We start from the raw sequence: 15,263 nt of genomic DNA, 5'->3' as shown, positions 1-15,263 counted from the left end.
ACGCCAGGGTCAGGCCGCGCGAACCCGTTCAACGAACGCGGTCACCTGGGTGCGCAGATGGGTTGCCTGCGACGACAGGTCCGAGGCCGCATGCACGATATCCCCCGACGCGCGGCCGGTATCGGCCGCCGCGCTGCTGACGCCGGAGATGGAGGAGGACACCTCCTGCGTTCCCTGCGCCGCCTGATGCACATTGTGCGCGATCTCGCCGGTGGCCGTGCCCTGCTCCTCGATGGCCGCGGCGATGGCGCTGGAGATCTCGTCGATGCGATGGATCGTGCCGCTGATCGCCTCGATGGCGCGCACCACTTCGTCCGTCGCCCGCTGCACCTCGCCGATCTGCCCGGAAATCTCCTCGGTCGCCTTGGACGTCTGCTCCGCGAGGCTCTTCACCTCCTGCGCGACCACGGCGAATCCGCGTCCCGCATCGCCCGCGCGCGCCGCCTCGATGGTGGCGTTGAGAGCCAGCAGATTGGTCTGGGAGGCGATGTCGGTGATCAGGTTGACCACCTGGCCGATACGCCCGGCGCTGGCGGCGAGCCCCCGCACCACCTCGGCGGTGCCATTGGCCTGGCTGGTGGCTTCACGGGCCACCTTGGCGGAGATGGTCACCTGGCTGCTGATCTCACGCACCGACGCCGCGAGTTCCTCCGCGGCTGACGCCGCGGTCTGCACGTTGCTGGTCGCCTGCTCGGCCGCCGCGGCGACCACCGTGGACTGGCGCGAGGTCTCCTCGGCGGAATTGCGCATGGCGCCGGCGTTGCGTTCCAGCACCCCGACCGCTTCGGACACCGTCTGCACCACGCCGGTCACCGCGCGGTCGAACTCCTCCGCCAGGCGGTGCATCACCGCGCGCTTCTCGTCGCCGGCGCGGGCCGCCGCCTCCCGCTGTTCGCCACGGGCCGATTCCGCCGCCCTCAACTCGTCGCGCAGAAGCTCGGTGGCGTTCCAAAGCTCGCCGATCTCGTCCCGCGGGCGCTTCACCGCCAGCGCCACGTCATGGTCGCCGCCGGCCAGACGCTGGATGGCGTCGGACACCTGCTGCAGCGGCTGGCTGAGCTTGCGCGTGCCAATGTAGAGCGCCACGGCGACGCCCGCCGCCACGCCCACCACGGTGAACAGGATCAGCATCCACATGGTGGTCCGGCGGGTCGATTCCTGCTCCTCGCGCAGCGGGTCCAGCTTGGCACGGATGTCGGCGGTCACGCGCTCGATGCTGCGCTGAAGGGCTGCCCGGGTCGCGGCGTTCGCGGCGAGGCCGCTGCCGGCGTTGAGGGCCGCCTGCGGGCCGTCCGCCAGCGCCGCCTTCAGGATGGCCGACACCAGCTCCCGAAATGCCTTGAGGTCGGTCGCCAATTGCAACACGTCCGCCGAGGCGTCGGGCGGGGTCACCGCCTTGAGCTCGTCGACACCGAGGGTCAGCTGCGCAAGCGACTTCTCCGCCTCGTTCGCCGCCACCCGCACGTCGGCATCGGTCCGCGCCACATACACGCCGCGCGTGTTCACCGTGACCATCGCCACGTCCTTGCTGAGCCGCTCGGCCAGGAACGCCCGGTGCCACACGTTGTCGACCTTCGCCGCCACGCCGGAAACTTCAATCAGCCCAACCACCGCCGCGCCGCAAATGACGAGCGCGGACACACCCAGAACCGCAACTATGGAATAGATCTTCCCCGCGATCTTCATCCTTGCCCCCCTGCTCCAGCCACCTCAGCGCCGGGGCCGCTCGTCATCCGCCGACGCCGATGCGGCCGGCGGCCCACTGCGCATATCTGTCTTGTCGATGAAATTCAGCGAGTCCACGAGCACTTCGTGGACCACATCCCCATTCAGGTGGGCGTTGGTCGCCTGCTTGATCCGGGCCAACATGTCGGGAAGGTTGTATTTGGACATCTTGCCGCTCTCGATGCGGCCGTTCACGTAGATTTCCTGAAACGCCGCATTCACGGCGAAGATGCTGGGATCGATCGGCAGCTTGCGCAGCTCGCCGGCATCGGCCGTGATGACGAGCTTCGCCACCACATAGCCCTTCACCGAACCGTCGATGATCATCGGGATGGTGACCACCGGCAGGCGTCGATACTCCAGGCCGGCGAGGTAGGAGTCCTCCGACTTGGTGCTGTCGGCTCCCGTCACCCAATATGCCGCTGCGTAACTCGACGCCAATGCCACCATGCAGACCCAGATGCCAATGATGAGAAACCGGATCATCGAGACCTCTCGCTGCGCCCCATCGCGGCGGAATAGGTCCCGTCCGATTCCGCCTCGCGCATCGCCTCATCCAGAATCGAAGCGACCTCCTGCGCCGCCGCCAACTGCACCGAGAGGATGTAGCAATTGCGCTCAAGCTTGGCCTTCAGGCCGGCCACACGCGCCGCCAGCTCCGGATCCGAACCCGGCGGCATCGCCCGGGCGGCCCGGCTGAGCTCCAGCAGACAGCGGCTCTTGCGTCGGTTGATCTCGTCGATATCGAACGGAACGCCCGCCTCGAATGCGGAATTTTCCGCGTCGATCGTATCCTCGAGATGCTCGATGGCGCTCAGCAGGGTGGCAACCGCCGGAACCACAGCCCCCCCGGCCGGAGCGCTCATGTCGAGCCTCCGGACTTGTCCCCAGCGTTCCGTGCCGCGGCGGCCCGGGCCATGGTCGCGGCGATGCCGATGCCGCCGGACTGGGCGATGCTCTCGCCCATCTTCTCGGTCAACATGCTCTTCCAGGTCGAGCCGGCGATGCCGCTGCCGAACACGCTGGAGGTCGCCGGCATCATGGTGTCGAGGAACTTCGAGAGCACCATGCCTTCGAACTTCTTGAGGGTGGCCGCCTCCGGCTGGGTGGTGGCGAACTGATTGACGGCGCGCCCGCTAAGGGCGTGAGCATTGCGCAGGGTGGTGAGGCTCATCCCGGAGAACGCCAAGCCACTCGGGATCGCCGCCAGCGCCTTTGCCTGATCGTCGGCCACCGGATTGACGCCGCCCCCTGTTTCCCCCGTCTGCGCCAGAGCCGCGCTGAAGTCCGCCGAATCGCCGCTCGACAAGGCCTTGAGCTTGCTCACGACCTGCTGGGCGCGGCCGGTGTCGGCGGCGCGCATCACATCAAAGACGAGATCGGTGGGGGGGCTTATGCCCATCAGGAGCGCTCCCGTGTGGTCACGTACCAAGACATGCTGACGGGGTATGCTTATGTGGAGCTTGCATCCGGCGGCGACCGCAGCGCGCTCGTCTCCGCGATCTCCGCGGTGTGGGCCCGCTCGTCCGCCGCGTTCGCGGCACGGCGGGCGTTCTCCTCCATGCGCTCGGCCCGTTTCAGCGCCAGCGCCTCGTCGCGCACCCGCAGTTCCTGCTGCCTCTGGTACGCCTCCGCTCGAGCGGCCTCGACCGCCACCCGGTTCAGATGGCGCGCCGCCTGCTCCAGCAGCAGGGGGCCGAACAGATCGTCGGCCAGCGTCGCCAGCAGGGCGCCGCGGGTCTCCTCAAGGGCCGCCCGCTCGCGGGTGGCCGCCGCCAGCCGCCATTCGGCCGCCCGCTGCAACTGCTCCCGCACGGAACGGATCCGCTCCGCCTTCTTCAGCCGCTCCTTCATCCCGCCCCCTCACTGCGCCCGCAGCCAGTTGCCAAGAGCCAGCATGAACAGCGAGAGGAACTGCGACATGCTCATGTAGAGCAGGAGCAGCCCTCCGGCGGTGATGAACGGCCCGGCTATGAAATAGACCGCGATCTGCGGCGTGAACTTGTTAATGAGACCCACCGCGATATTGATACCAATGGAGTAAAGCACAAACGGGCCGGAGATGCGCAAGGCCACGAGGAAGGATGCGGAGAATTGATCGACCACGCTCGCCAGCCCGGCGCCGAGGTTCAGCAGGTTCCCCGCTGGAATCGCCCGGTAGCTGTCGAGCAGGCCCCGAACCACCTCCAGGTGCAGATCCATGATGAAGATGAGGGCGACCGCGGCGAAGCCGATCAGGGTGGCCAGCGAGGGAAGCGAGGTGTCTTCGACGGACATGCCGGCAATGCCCGCCAATCCCACCGCCTGGGCCACGAAATTGGTCAGCGTCTCCAGCGCCGAAATATAGATGCGCACCAGGAGCCCGAGGAGCGCGCCCGTCAGCACCTCGGCGAAGATCATCGCCACCAGGCGTCCCGGCGCCACCAGTTCCACCCGCGGCGCCACCGCGCCGTAAAGCACCGGCACGAAGGCCAGGGTGAGGGCGAACGCCAGGAACAGGCGGAACCGCTCCGGCAGATTCCGCCCGCCCACGCCCGGCAGCAGCATCAGGCAGGCGCCGATCCGGCAGAACACCAGCATGGCGGTCAAGACCGCGACGCTGGCCGCCTCGTTCACGATATGGTTCCGAGCGAGCGGATCTCCACGCCACGCGCGATCTCCACATGCGAGAGCACCGGCAGGGCGGGGAACATGCGCTCCACGATCATGCGCACATAGGGCCGCGCATCGGGGGCGGTGACCAGGACGAAGTTGCCGCCGGTCTTCATGCGCTCGCGAATGGCCGCTCCGGCGTCGGCGCCGAACTGCTCGACCAGCCGCGGGTCGATGTCGAACTCGATCACCTCGCCCTTGGCATCGCGCTTCAGGCTCTGATGGAACGCCAGGTCCCATTTGCCGCCGAGCCGGAGCACGTTCAGCACGCCGCCATCGGACAGATCACCGCAGATCTGCTGCGCCATGCGCATGCGCACATGCTCCGCCACCTGTTCCGAACGCCGGGCGTGCGGCACGATTTCGGCGATGGCTTCCAGGATGAGGTTCAGGTTGCGGATGGACACCCGCTCGGCGAGCAGGAGCTTCAGCACCGCCTGCAGGCCGGAGAACGAGATCTGGGCCGGGCAGATGTCGTCGATCAACCGCTTGTACTCGGGATCGAGGCGGTCCAGCAGCCCCCTCATGTCCTTGTAGGACAGCAGCTGAGGCAGGTTGTTGGCGATCACCTCGCTCAAATGCGTGAGGATCACGGTCAGGTTGTCGACCGGCGCGAACCCCTCCCGCTTGACCTCGCTGGCATAGGCCTCCGCCACCCACATGGCCTTCATGCCGAAGGCGGGCTCGCGCACCTCCTCGCCCGGCACGTCGGGCTTGGGGCCATCGCCCACCACCACCAGCATCTCGCCGATCCGCATTTCCTGCACCGCCACCGCCGTGCCGTGGATCTTGATCTGATAGCTCTTGGTCTGGACCGACAGGCTTTCCGTCATGCGGATGTCTGGCACCACGAAGCCGTAGCGCATGGCGAACTTGCGCCGCATCTTGCCGATGCGATTGTTGAGCTCCGTCGGCGTGCGCAGCACGTGGCCAGCCAGCTGCTTGCCCACGCACACCTCGATCTCCGGCGTGCGCAGGCTCTCCTTCACCGAATCGCGCGCCTCCTGCTCCTTCCTTTGCCGCTCGGCCTCTTCCTTCTCCGCGTCGATGGCCGCCTTCCGCGCCAGCTGCTTGGGAATGGAGTAGCCGACAAAGGCCATGACGCCGCCCAGCAGGGCGAACGGGGCGAGCGGCAGGCCGGGCACCAGCGCCATGGCGAACATGAGCCCCGACGCCACGAACAGCGCCCGCGGGTACGCGCCGAGCTGCCCCAGGACCGCTGTTTCGGCACGCCCCTTGGTGCCGCCCTTGGACACCAGCAGGCCCGCCGCCAGCGACACGATGAGCGCCGGGATCTGCGCCACCAGGCCGTCGCCCACCGAAAGGCGGGTGAAGATGTTGGCTGCGTCGCCAATGGGCATGCCGTGGCGGGTGACGCCGATGATGATGCCGCCGAAGATATTCACCGCGATGATGATGAGGCTGGCTACCGCCTCGCCGCGCACGAATTTCGAGGCGCCGTCCATGGAGCCGAAGAAGGCGCTTTCCTCCTCCAGCTCCGAGCGCCGGCGCTGTGCCTCACGGTCGTCGATCAACCCGGCGTTGAGATCGGCGTCGATGGCCATCTGCTTGCCGGGAATGGCATCGAGGGTGAAGCGCGCGCCCACCTCGGCGATGCGGGTCGCGCCCTTGGTGATGACGAGGAAGTTGACCGTCACCAGGATCACGAACACCACGATGCCGATCACGAAGTCGCCGCTCATGACCAGTTGTGAAAAGCCGGCGATGATGCGGCCGGCGGCGTGCACGCCGTCGCTGCCGTGCGACAGGATGAGGCGGGTGGTAGCCACGCCCAGGCCCAGCCGCAACAGGGTGGCGATCAGCAGGACGGTGGGAAAGGACGAGAATTCAAGCGGCTTGTTGATCCACAGCGCCACCATCAGGATCAGCACCGAAAGCGCGATGGACAGCGCCAGCCCGATGTCGATGAGCATCGGCGGGATGGGCAGGAACATGATCCCGAGGATCGCCACGATGCCCATGGCGAAGCCGATATCGCGGCGGGAACGCGTCGCGGCATCGGAGACGGGAATATCGGCCATGCGCTCAATCTCCGCGGGACACAAAAGGCCCCAGGGCAAGTCCGGCAAGAATGTGCAGCGGTCTTGCGTCCGAAATCGCGTGAAGACACCAAACTAAAGCGCGTCCCCGGAGCTTTGCCCGCAGGGACGCGCTGGAACCGCCCAATCAATAGCCGGTGGCAATGCGGCCATAGATCTCCTCGGTGAAGGCCATGATCTGCGACCCCATGAAAGAGCCGGTCAAGGCCGCAACCACCAGCACCGCGATGATCTTCGGAATGAAGGTCAGCGTCATTTCCTGGATCTGGGTCAACGCCTGGAACAACGCCACCAGAATGCCGACCACCATGGCCGCCGCCACCGAGGGACCGGCGGCGACGAGCACGGTCCAGATGGCCGTGTTGACCAGGTCGAGCGCGTCCGCCTCGTTCACGAGCCGCTCAGCGTCACGCCGTCTTCGATGGTGATGGTCTTGCCGCTGGTGAGGGTCGCCACGATGCCGTCGCTGGTGATCTTCACCGACGAGACCGTGCCCGACACGCTGCCGTCCGCCGAGGTCAGGGTCTTGCCGATCGCTGAATCAGCAGTCTGGAGCGCGGAGGCGGTCAGCATCGTGTCCAGCTTGTTGTTGGTCTGGATCTGCTGCTCGACCTGCGAGAAGGAGGCAAGCTGGGACAGGTATTCCGTCGAATCCATCGGGTTCGTCGGATCCTGGTTCTCCAGCTGAGCCACCAGCAGCTTCAGGAAGGTATCGTAATCGATGGACGTCGCCGACGCGGTGGACGACTTCGACGACGACTGCGTCGTGCCTGTGACGCCTGTTGTACTGCTGACTGAAGTCATCGCGGCATCCTTCCCGTATTCGCCCCGGCAAGACGACGGTGGCCCGAGCCCGTGCTCAAGCGACTTCGCTCTGCTGCGCCGCCGCCTCGCCGATGATCGTGTCCTCAAGCGGCAGCAGCTGCCGCACCAGGCGCAGGACCTCGAAGCAGCGATCATTGGCCAGCAGCGAATTCACCACCAGCAGCTGCGAGAGCACTTCCTGGTTGGTGTACGCCTTCACCAATTCCGCCAGATGGCACACCGCCATTTGCCGCGCCTCGTCGGCATTGACCGGGTCCATGAGAATGGACTGGACAATGAAATAAAGCTGGCGCAGCGGGGTCGTCGTGTCCTTCACCTGCATCACGTGGCCTTCCAGGAGGAAAACCGCATCGTTCAGCAGCTCGATGTTCACCTTGCGATCCGCGCGGAAGACGGCGCCGTTGATATAGATCTTTTCGCCCGCCTTCAGCGAGATATGCATGGCCTTGTTCATTTCAGCCCATCCCTAATGGTCTTGTTCACGTCAATCAGGAGTCCCACGTCCCGCGACGGGTCGTTGAGAATGCGATCCGCTTCCTGAATGATCCAAAGTCCAAGCGAAGCCAGATTCACCCGCAACGCCTGAGGCAGCTCATTCTGTGTGTCCGCGAGGTCGGCGATGAAGAAGCGCCAAAGCTTCTGCACCGTCAGCAGCGCGGTCCTCATTTCATTGGAATCGGGACCCGCGGCCTTCGCGTCCGCCAGCAGATCCATCGCGTGGTCCAGTGCCTCGCGCTCGCGCTCCCGACTCGTGGACCCTGCCTCGTCGAGAATTTCCGCATATGCGAATTTATACATGGCGGTCCTCTTGCGTCGGATCAGACGTAGTTGAGAAGCGACAACTGCATCAACTTCGCGGTCGTCGAATACGACATCTGAAGCTGCGTCGTCATTGTATCCAGTCTTGTCTTGGCTTCCGCGGTATCCACGCCCTCCAGGCTCGTCAGCCGGGTGGCGACCAATGTCTTGCTTTCGGTCAAGACCTTGTTCGCCTGGGTGATGCGGTTCTGGGAAATACCGAGGTTCGCGCTCTCTTGAGTAATCTGCGTCACCGCCGCGCCGGCCGCGGTGGTTGCCTTGCTGAGCAGCACCTCCCGCGCCGCGGCGGACAAGTTCGCCGTGCCGAGCTTGGCGACCATGGTCGCCGCCATCGTGAGGTTCCGCATGCCTTCTTCATTCGCCGTGGAAGCGATATCCACACGCGACGAATTGGAGATCTTGCTGGTCAACACCGTATCCGAAGCGCTCGACCAGGTGTTGCTCCAACCGGGATCGCCGAAGAGAGCTGCAAAGTCGCCATCCAGGAACGTGGTCAGGTCGCTGGCGGAAATGCTGCTCACATTGGCATCGTCCGGATACATGCCGAACGCTGCGTAGAAAGCATCGTTCACCGCCGTCGCCGGACCGTTGTCATACTCGGCCATGGGCACCACGCCGCTGTTGGTGCCGCCGAACACATAACGTTCGCCGTCCGACGTATTCAGCGCCGAAATCAGCGTCGACAGCGTGCTGTCAGCCTGCGACACCAGCGTGCTGTCGTCGGCGAAGGACGAGGAGCCGGTCACCAGATCCGCCAGGAAGCTGTTGGCGTTCTCCAGAATATGCGAGCGCGCCGTCTGGGTGGTGCTGAGCACGCTGGCGGCGAATGTGTTGCTCTGCGTCTGCGCGGTGATCGACGCCTGGGTGGCATAGAGCGACACGCTCTGCCCGGTCTTCAAACCCAGCGTCAGGCCGACGTCGGCGTGGCGCCCGCTGGCGATTTCCTTGGTCGTCTTGGAAATCTCGGTCTGGAGCCGGCTGACCGACGACATGGCGCTGCTGGTCCAGGCCAAGGTCGAAATATAAGAGCTCTTCATTTGCGTCACCCGATCGCGGCGAACAGATTGTCGTACAGATCATTCACCACGCTGATTAGCTTGGAAGCAGCCTGGTAGCTGCGCTCCAACTGGAGCTGAAGCGCGTATTCCTCGTCCAGATTGACCCCCGTCGCCGACGACAGAGCAGTGGAGGTCTGCGACAGCACCGCGCTCTGCCGGTCGAGGGACGAGGACACGGTGGAGCGCTGCCCCTCCAGCCAGCTCACCGAATTCGTCGCGAACTTGGCGAGAGTGGTGCCGCTCTGCAGTTGCGTCGAGGAATCATAGGTCCGGGACGAACCCAGCGCATCGACGAGAGCGGTCAGCCGGCTCGAAAAGCTGGCCTCCGAATTCGTATTGTAGACATAGTCGCTGCCGTTCATTCCGCCATCGCGCAGCGTCAGCGGCGAGCCGCCGCGGCTGGCGTCCGCGGCAGCGTTCACCGAAAGCGTGCCGGCAATTCCCGACACCGAGGCATCGCCCCCGCCGGACGTGAAGAGCCCCTCCAGCGTCGCCCCGCCCGAGCCGCTCTGGTCGCTCTCCTCGAAGGCGGAGATAAGGCCGCGCGCGACCTCGTCCAGCTGCGCCTGATAGGTGACCGTGATGTCGTCGCGCAGCGTGGCGAGACCGACGATGGTGCCGGACTTCAGGGCCATGGACGTGCTGGCGCCCGGCCCCGCCACCGCCACGCCGTCCACATAGACCGCGTTGCCCGAGGTGGTCGCATCGAGCGCGCCCGAGGCCTGGAAGGTCACGGCGCGGGCCGACTTGTCGAACAAGGTCACGCCGCTGTCGGTGTAGATGGCGATGTCGTTGTTGGCCCGGGTCAGGGTGGCGATCCCCATCTCCTCGGACAGCTGCGACAGGACCGCGTCCCGCTTGTCCATGGCGTCGGTCACGTCCCGCCCGTTGGCCGAGCCTTCGACCACGGAATCGTTGAGCGCCTTGAACTGGGTCAGCAGCTCGTTCACGCGGCTGACGGAGGTGGCGATGCTCGAATCCGCATCGGTGCGCACCTGCTGCACCGCCGTGGTGGCATCGTTCAGCGACTGCGCCAGATCCTGGGCCGCGGTGACGGCCGCCTGCGCCAGGGTCGAGCTGTCGGGGGTGTTCGCCGCCGTGGACAAGGCGTCAGAGAAGGCGCTGAGCAGCGCCGCCGGCGACGTTTCGCTCTCGGTGTCGCCGATGGTCTGCTGCAGCACCGTCAGGCCATCATTGATGGCGCTGAGCTTGGCGCTGGAAGAGGTGGCCGAGAGCATCCGCTCGAACAAGGCCGAATCGGTGGCCCGCGTGATGCCGACCACGCGGGTGGTGCCGTCGCCATTGGTGGTGACGACGGCGATCTTGCGCGAAACCGAGGAATCGTCCGCCGACGCCACATTGCGCGCCGACACGGACAAGCGTGACGACGTGGTTTGCAGCGACGACCGCGCCGTATCGAAGGCAGCAGACAGACTCATGACGACCCCCCAAATGCTTCGCGGATCAGCGCTTGAGGTTCATGAGAACGTCAAGCAATTCCGCGCCGGTCTGGAAGACCTTGGAATTCGCGGTGTAATCGCGCTGAGCGATAATCATGGTGGTCAATTCCGTGGCGGTGTCCACCGTGGAATTCTCCGTAGCGCCGGAGCGGATGGCACCCAGACCATTCTGCTCGGCGGTGCCGATCTGCAGGGGACCGGACTGCAGGTTGGTCGTGTAGGCGTTGCCCGTCACCGGCGTCAGATTGTCAGTGCTCGCCACAAAGCCGAGCGGAATCTTGTAGATGCTGAACTTCTCACCCTGCTCATTCACGCCATACACAGTACCATCGCTCTCGATCGCCACATCCTTGATGACGGAGGCGGAATTACCATTCACGACTGCGGTCAAAACTGAAAAGTCCGTCGCCTTCTGCGTCATGTTGGATATATCAAGCGAGACCGAAGTCTTCGCGCCGCCACCGGACGCCTGCGAATTTTCCACAATGACCGACAGCGCGGCCGGATCAAGCGTTGTAGGCGTGAGGGTATCGACAGGCGGCGTGCCAACTGAAACCGTACGATAACCAACCACACCGGTCAAAATGCCACTGGAATCGAAAGACAACTCCGCATAATCAAAAGTAGTTGTTGTAGAAGTAGAATACTGAAGAGCCGCGTCCTCTCCGACGGACAGCTTCCATGTACTGACACCCGAAGATGACGTCGACCCCTTCTCAAAGGTCATCTCCACCGACCGCTCCGCGCCGAGCGCATCAAAGACGGTCAAAGTGGAGGTAAACTTACCATCCGTCGGTTTCGCAGTCGACGGCAGGTTCGCGGTGAAAGTCCCCGAACTCGACGCAGTCGCGGTGACCGAAGTCGCCCCCACATTCACCGGCACCAAGCCGACGGTGCTGTTGGTCGAGCCCGTCGCAGCGTCCGGCGCCAACGAATAGCCCAGCAGCGTATAGCCCGCGCTGTTCTTCAGCTCACCGGTCGAGGCATCAAGCGTGAAGTCGCCGGCGCGCGTCAGCAGGGTTCCGCCGGTGGAATCGGCCACCAGGAAGAAGCCATTGCCCTGCACCGCGAGGTCGGTGCTGGTCTTGTCGGTGTAGTTCAGGCCACCCTGCTTGGAGATCCCGTAGGTGACCGTCGTGTCGACCGAGCCGGACTGGTAGTCGCCGGTACCGGCGGTGGCCAGCATGACGCTGGAGAACGCGGCACCGGCGTTCTTGTAGCCGGTGGTGCCGGCGTTGGCGATATTGTCGCCCACGGTGCCGAGGAGGTTCGACTGCGCGCCCATACCCGACACGCTCGTGCGCAGCATACTGTAAAGGCTCATTTCGCTCAGCTCCCGAAAACGATGGCCACCCTGGTCGCCTGTTGGGGGGTCATTTGATCCTAAATGGCTTGTGCGAAGCTGCCGGAATCAGGCCCGCAGCGCCACGGCGAGATCGGCGAACGGGTCCCGGCTCGGCGGTGTCCCAGGGTTCTGCCGCAAGGCGTCGTAGATGCGCGGCACGGCGCCGATGGCCTGGTCCAGCTCGGGATCGCTGCCCATCTGGTATCCGCCCATGAGACGCAGGTCGCGCGTGTCCTCGAAGCGGGCAATCATGGCCCGCAGCCGGCGCACCAGCTCGCGCTCGGGCTCGGTCCACACCAGATTGGCGAGGCGCGACACCGAGCGCAGCACATTCACGGCGGGAAAGCGCCCCTGGTCGGCGATGGCGCGGTCGAGCACGATATGCCCGTCGAGCGTGCCGCGGATGGCATCCGCCACCGGATCGTTATGGTCGTCGCCATCCACCAGCACCGAGAAGATGCCGGTGATCGAGCCCCGCCCCTCCTCGCCCGGCCCCGCCCGCTCCAGCAGCTTGGGCAGGGTGGAAAAGACGCTGGGGGCATAGCCGCGCGCCACCGCCGGCTCGCCCGCCGCCAGCGCCACGTCGCGCGCGGCATGGGCGTAGCGCGTGACCGAATCCACGATCAGCAGCACATTCTCGCCGGCGTCGCGAAAATGCTCGGCCACCGCCAGCGCCGCCTGGGGCGCCATCCGCCGCATCATCGGGCTCTCGTCGGAGGTGGACACCACCACCACCGCCCGGGCGCGATTGGGCGCCAGCGGCCCTTCCAGGAATTCGCGCACCTCGCGGCCGCGCTCGCCCACCAGCGCCACCACCACCGTGTCGAACCCCGCGCTGCCCGCGAACATGGACAGAAGCGTGGACTTGCCGACGCCGGACCCGGCGAAGATGCCCATGCGCTGGCCGTGGCACAGGGGCGTGAAGATATCCACCGCGCGCACGCCGGTGCGCAGCGGCCGCTCGATCCGCGCCCGGGCCATGGCCGCCGGCGGATCCCGATCCAGCGGCATGGCGCGTGGCCCGCTCGGCAGCGGGCCCTGCCCGTCCAGCGCCTGCCCCAGGGCGTTCACCACCCGCCCCTTCCACTGGTGCGACGGCCGCAGCATCAGCGGCCCCACCCGATAGGCGCGCGCGCCGAGGCCCACATGCACCTGGCCGTCGAACGGCTTGACCACCGCCGCCGCGCCGTCGATGCGCACCACTTCCCCGTACCGCATCGCCCCGTCGCTCTCGAAGCCGACCCGCTCGCCCAGCTTGAGCACGCGGGAGAGGCCGGAGACCTCGAAATGGGTGGGCGCCACCTGACGCACCACGCCGCCGACGCGAACCGGCGGACACTCCTCCAGCCCGGCTTCGACCACGGCGGCGAGACGCTCCAGTCCGTTCATCTCTCACTGCCCCCGGGCGACCCGCGGCCGCCCTATCCTGGTTTGACCCACGCCGCGCGGGAGCGGCGCGTCAGCTCGACGGGCCAAGCTGGCGGATGGCGCTAGTGGTGCTTTCCTCGGTCTGCTGAACGGCGCTGGCCGCCTGCTCGAACGCCCGCTGCAGCGAGATCAGGCGGGTCATTTCCATGACCGGCTCCACATTCGCCCCCTCGACATAGCCCTGGCGGATCTGATTGCGGGTAAACTCCTGCACCAGGGCCGCCGGCTGGCTGGGACGCATGGTCACACCATCATGCCGGTCCAGCTTGGCCCCCGCGGCCATGGTGAACAGGCCCACCCGGGCCACCGGCCGGCTGTTCTGGAAAATCGAGCCATCCTCGCCGATCCGCAGCGTACCGCCATTGGGGTCGACCATCAGGGGGGCGCCGCCGACATCGAGCACCGGCATCCCGCTCATGGTCTGAAGCGCGCCCTCGGGGGTCATGCGCATGCGCCCGTCGCGGGTGTAACCGACGCCGCTGGAGGTGCGCACGGCGAACCAGCCCTCGCCCTCCACCGCCAGATCAAGCGGGTTGCCGGTCTGGGTGATCGCGCCCGACCGCAGGGAGGTAAATGTCTCGCCCGGGGACACATAGGAGGTCTTGTCCGAGCTGGTCTGCGACAGCAGCTCGGTAAAGCGCACCTGCTCGGCCCTGAAGCCGGGCGTGTTCATGTTCGCCACATTGTTCGCCACGGTGGCGAGCCGCCGGTCGGCGGCGATCTGGGCGGACAGGGCGACGTAGAGATTGGATGACACGCCAGCTCCCGGACTTCAGGTCGAGGATGAACGAGAGAACGCCTCGTTACCCCGACTATGCACCGCCGAGGCTTGTGCGAGCCTGCCCCGACCGACCCGGCCACCGCCGACGGGCCCGACGGCGGCCCCGGGGCAAAGTTTTCCCTCGCGCCCGCCACCGGGGGCGCGCAAACTTCAGCCTCGCGCAATCCTGCTCACCTAACCCTAGACTCAGCACCTCTGCTGGAGGGAGATGGCGTCTTGGCGGTCATTATCGGAATTATCCTCGGCCTTGCCGCCACGTTCGGCGGGTTTGTCGCCATGGGCGGTCACCTGAGCGTGGTGTGGCAGCCGTTCGAGTACGTCATCATCGGCGGCATTGCCTTCTCCACCTTCATCATCGCCAATCCGATGTCGGTCATCAAGGACACCGGGGCGGCGATCCTGCAGGCGGCGATGGGCGTGGCGCCCAAGCGCAAGGACTTCCTGGCCCTCCTCAGCCTGCTGTACGCGCTGATGCGCGACATGCGCCAGAAGCCGCGCAACGAGGTCGAGGCGCATATCGACGACCCGCAGAACTCGACGCTGTTCGGGCAGTTCCCGACCATTCTGCGGGACAAGGAGCTGACTCAATACATCTGCGACTATGCGCGCCTGATCCTCATCGGCAACGCCAAGTCCCATGAGATCGAAGGCTTGATGGAGCAGGAAATCTCCACCATCAAGAAGCACAAGACCAAGCCCGCCTCCGCCATCGGCACGGTGGCCGAGGCGCTGCCGGCGCTGGGCATCTGCGCGGCGGTGCTCGGCATCGTCAAGGCCATGGGCGCCATCGACCAGTCGCCGGAGGTGCTCGGCCACTATATCGGCTCCGCCCTCATCGGCACCTTCCTCGGCATCTACTCTTCGTACGCGATCCTTTCCCCGCTCGGGGCCAAGATCAAGACCACGCGTGAGAAGCAGTGCCAGCCCTTCATCATCGTCAAGCAGACCCTGATCGCATTCATGAACGGCGCGCTCCCCCCCATCGCCCTCGAGCACGGGCGCAAGACCATCTCCGCCGCCGAGCGTCCCAGCATCGACGAAGTGGAAAGCGAAGCCATCCACACCGCGCCCAATTCGTCCGGCGCCTCCGTGCAGCAGGCGGCCTGATCC

At 65.9% G+C, this 15,263-nt stretch carries 17 protein-coding genes; 1 reads left to right on the top strand and 16 read right to left on the bottom strand.

Annotated features, from left to right (window positions below; translation table 11 throughout):
• Positions 1–9: 9 nt before the first annotated feature.
• The 16 genes from V5F53_RS01940 to flgF all read right to left on the bottom strand — a co-directional run bounded on the left by V5F53_RS01940 (position 10) and on the right by flgF (position 14,129).
• Positions 10–1,686: a methyl-accepting chemotaxis protein gene (locus tag V5F53_RS01940; protein WP_393998093.1), complete on the bottom strand. Its 1,677-nt coding sequence runs from the start codon at positions 1,684–1,686 to the stop codon at positions 10–12.
• Positions 1,687–1,710: 24 nt separating this feature from the next.
• Entirely contained in the window at positions 1,711–2,211 is a 501-nt protein-coding gene (locus tag V5F53_RS01935; RefSeq protein ID WP_393998094.1) for a hypothetical protein, read from the bottom strand.
• Positions 2,208–2,591, bottom strand: a complete 384-nt coding sequence (locus V5F53_RS01930; RefSeq protein ID WP_393998095.1) for a hypothetical protein — start codon at positions 2,589–2,591, stop codon at positions 2,208–2,210. Before V5F53_RS01930 ends, V5F53_RS01935 begins: the two co-directional genes overlap by 4 nt.
• Complete coding sequence (locus V5F53_RS01925; protein ID WP_393998096.1) at positions 2,588–3,127, bottom strand: rod-binding protein; 540 nt, start codon at positions 3,125–3,127, stop codon at positions 2,588–2,590. Before V5F53_RS01925 ends, V5F53_RS01930 begins: the two co-directional genes overlap by 4 nt.
• 50 nt (positions 3,128–3,177) lie before the next feature.
• On the bottom strand, positions 3,178–3,579 hold the full coding sequence (locus tag V5F53_RS01920) for a hypothetical protein (RefSeq protein WP_393998097.1): 402 nt from the start codon (positions 3,577–3,579) through the stop codon (positions 3,178–3,180).
• A 9-nt stretch (positions 3,580–3,588) separates the two neighbouring features.
• Positions 3,589–4,341 carry a flagellar biosynthetic protein FliR gene (locus V5F53_RS01915; RefSeq protein WP_393998098.1) on the bottom strand — a complete coding sequence of 251 codons (753 nt, stop codon included), beginning with the start codon at positions 4,339–4,341 and terminating at the stop codon, positions 3,589–3,591.
• The gene (flhA, locus tag V5F53_RS01910) at positions 4,338–6,419 is read right to left on the bottom strand and encodes a flagellar biosynthesis protein FlhA (protein ID WP_393998099.1); all 2,082 of its coding nucleotides are present in this window, start codon (positions 6,417–6,419) and stop codon (positions 4,338–4,340) included. Before flhA ends, V5F53_RS01915 begins: the two co-directional genes overlap by 4 nt.
• 145 nt (positions 6,420–6,564) lie before the next feature.
• Positions 6,565–6,831 (bottom strand): flagellar biosynthesis protein FliQ, encoded by a 267-nt coding sequence (gene fliQ, locus V5F53_RS01905; protein ID WP_393998100.1) that lies wholly within the window; start codon positions 6,829–6,831, stop codon positions 6,565–6,567.
• Positions 6,828–7,241, bottom strand: a complete 414-nt coding sequence (flgD, locus tag V5F53_RS01900) for a flagellar hook assembly protein FlgD (RefSeq protein ID WP_393998101.1) — start codon at positions 7,239–7,241, stop codon at positions 6,828–6,830. Before flgD ends, fliQ begins: the two co-directional genes overlap by 4 nt.
• Before the next feature lie 55 nt (positions 7,242–7,296).
• Positions 7,297–7,716 (bottom strand): flagellar biosynthesis repressor FlbT, encoded by a 420-nt coding sequence (gene flbT / locus V5F53_RS01895; protein ID WP_393998102.1) that lies wholly within the window; start codon positions 7,714–7,716, stop codon positions 7,297–7,299.
• Complete coding sequence (gene flaF / locus V5F53_RS01890; RefSeq protein WP_393998103.1) at positions 7,713–8,060, bottom strand: flagellar biosynthesis regulator FlaF; 348 nt, start codon at positions 8,058–8,060, stop codon at positions 7,713–7,715. Before flaF ends, flbT begins: the two co-directional genes overlap by 4 nt.
• 20 nt (positions 8,061–8,080) lie before the next feature.
• Positions 8,081–9,118 carry a flagellar hook-associated family protein gene (locus V5F53_RS01885; RefSeq protein WP_393998104.1) on the bottom strand — a complete coding sequence of 346 codons (1,038 nt, stop codon included), beginning with the start codon at positions 9,116–9,118 and terminating at the stop codon, positions 8,081–8,083.
• Positions 9,119–9,123: 5 nt separating this feature from the next.
• A complete protein-coding gene (flgK, locus tag V5F53_RS01880) occupies positions 9,124–10,578 on the bottom strand; it encodes a flagellar hook-associated protein FlgK (protein ID WP_393998105.1) in 1,455 nt (484 codons plus the stop codon).
• Between the two features lie 25 nt (positions 10,579–10,603).
• Positions 10,604–11,923, bottom strand: a complete 1,320-nt coding sequence (locus V5F53_RS01875) for a flagellar hook protein FlgE (protein WP_393998106.1) — start codon at positions 11,921–11,923, stop codon at positions 10,604–10,606.
• An 87-nt stretch (positions 11,924–12,010) separates the two neighbouring features.
• Positions 12,011–13,333, bottom strand: coding sequence for a flagellar protein export ATPase FliI (gene fliI, locus V5F53_RS01870; RefSeq protein ID WP_393998107.1), 1,323 nt, complete (start codon positions 13,331–13,333; stop codon positions 12,011–12,013).
• 70 nt (positions 13,334–13,403) lie between these two features.
• Positions 13,404–14,129 carry a flagellar basal-body rod protein FlgF gene (gene flgF, locus V5F53_RS01865; RefSeq protein ID WP_393998108.1) on the bottom strand — a complete coding sequence of 242 codons (726 nt, stop codon included), beginning with the start codon at positions 14,127–14,129 and terminating at the stop codon, positions 13,404–13,406.
• 240 nt (positions 14,130–14,369) lie between these two features.
• Here flgF and motA point away from each other — a divergent pair, with 240 nt between their 5' ends.
• A complete protein-coding gene (gene motA / locus V5F53_RS01860; protein WP_393998109.1) occupies positions 14,370–15,260 on the top strand; it encodes a flagellar motor stator protein MotA in 891 nt (296 codons plus the stop codon).
• Positions 15,261–15,263: the final 3 nt, after the last annotated feature.

This window comes from Xanthobacter cornucopiae (genome assembly GCF_043195065.2).
Lineage (GTDB): Bacteria > Pseudomonadota > Alphaproteobacteria > Rhizobiales > Xanthobacteraceae > Xanthobacter.
This window is presented reverse-complemented; position numbering and strand designations above follow the sequence as displayed.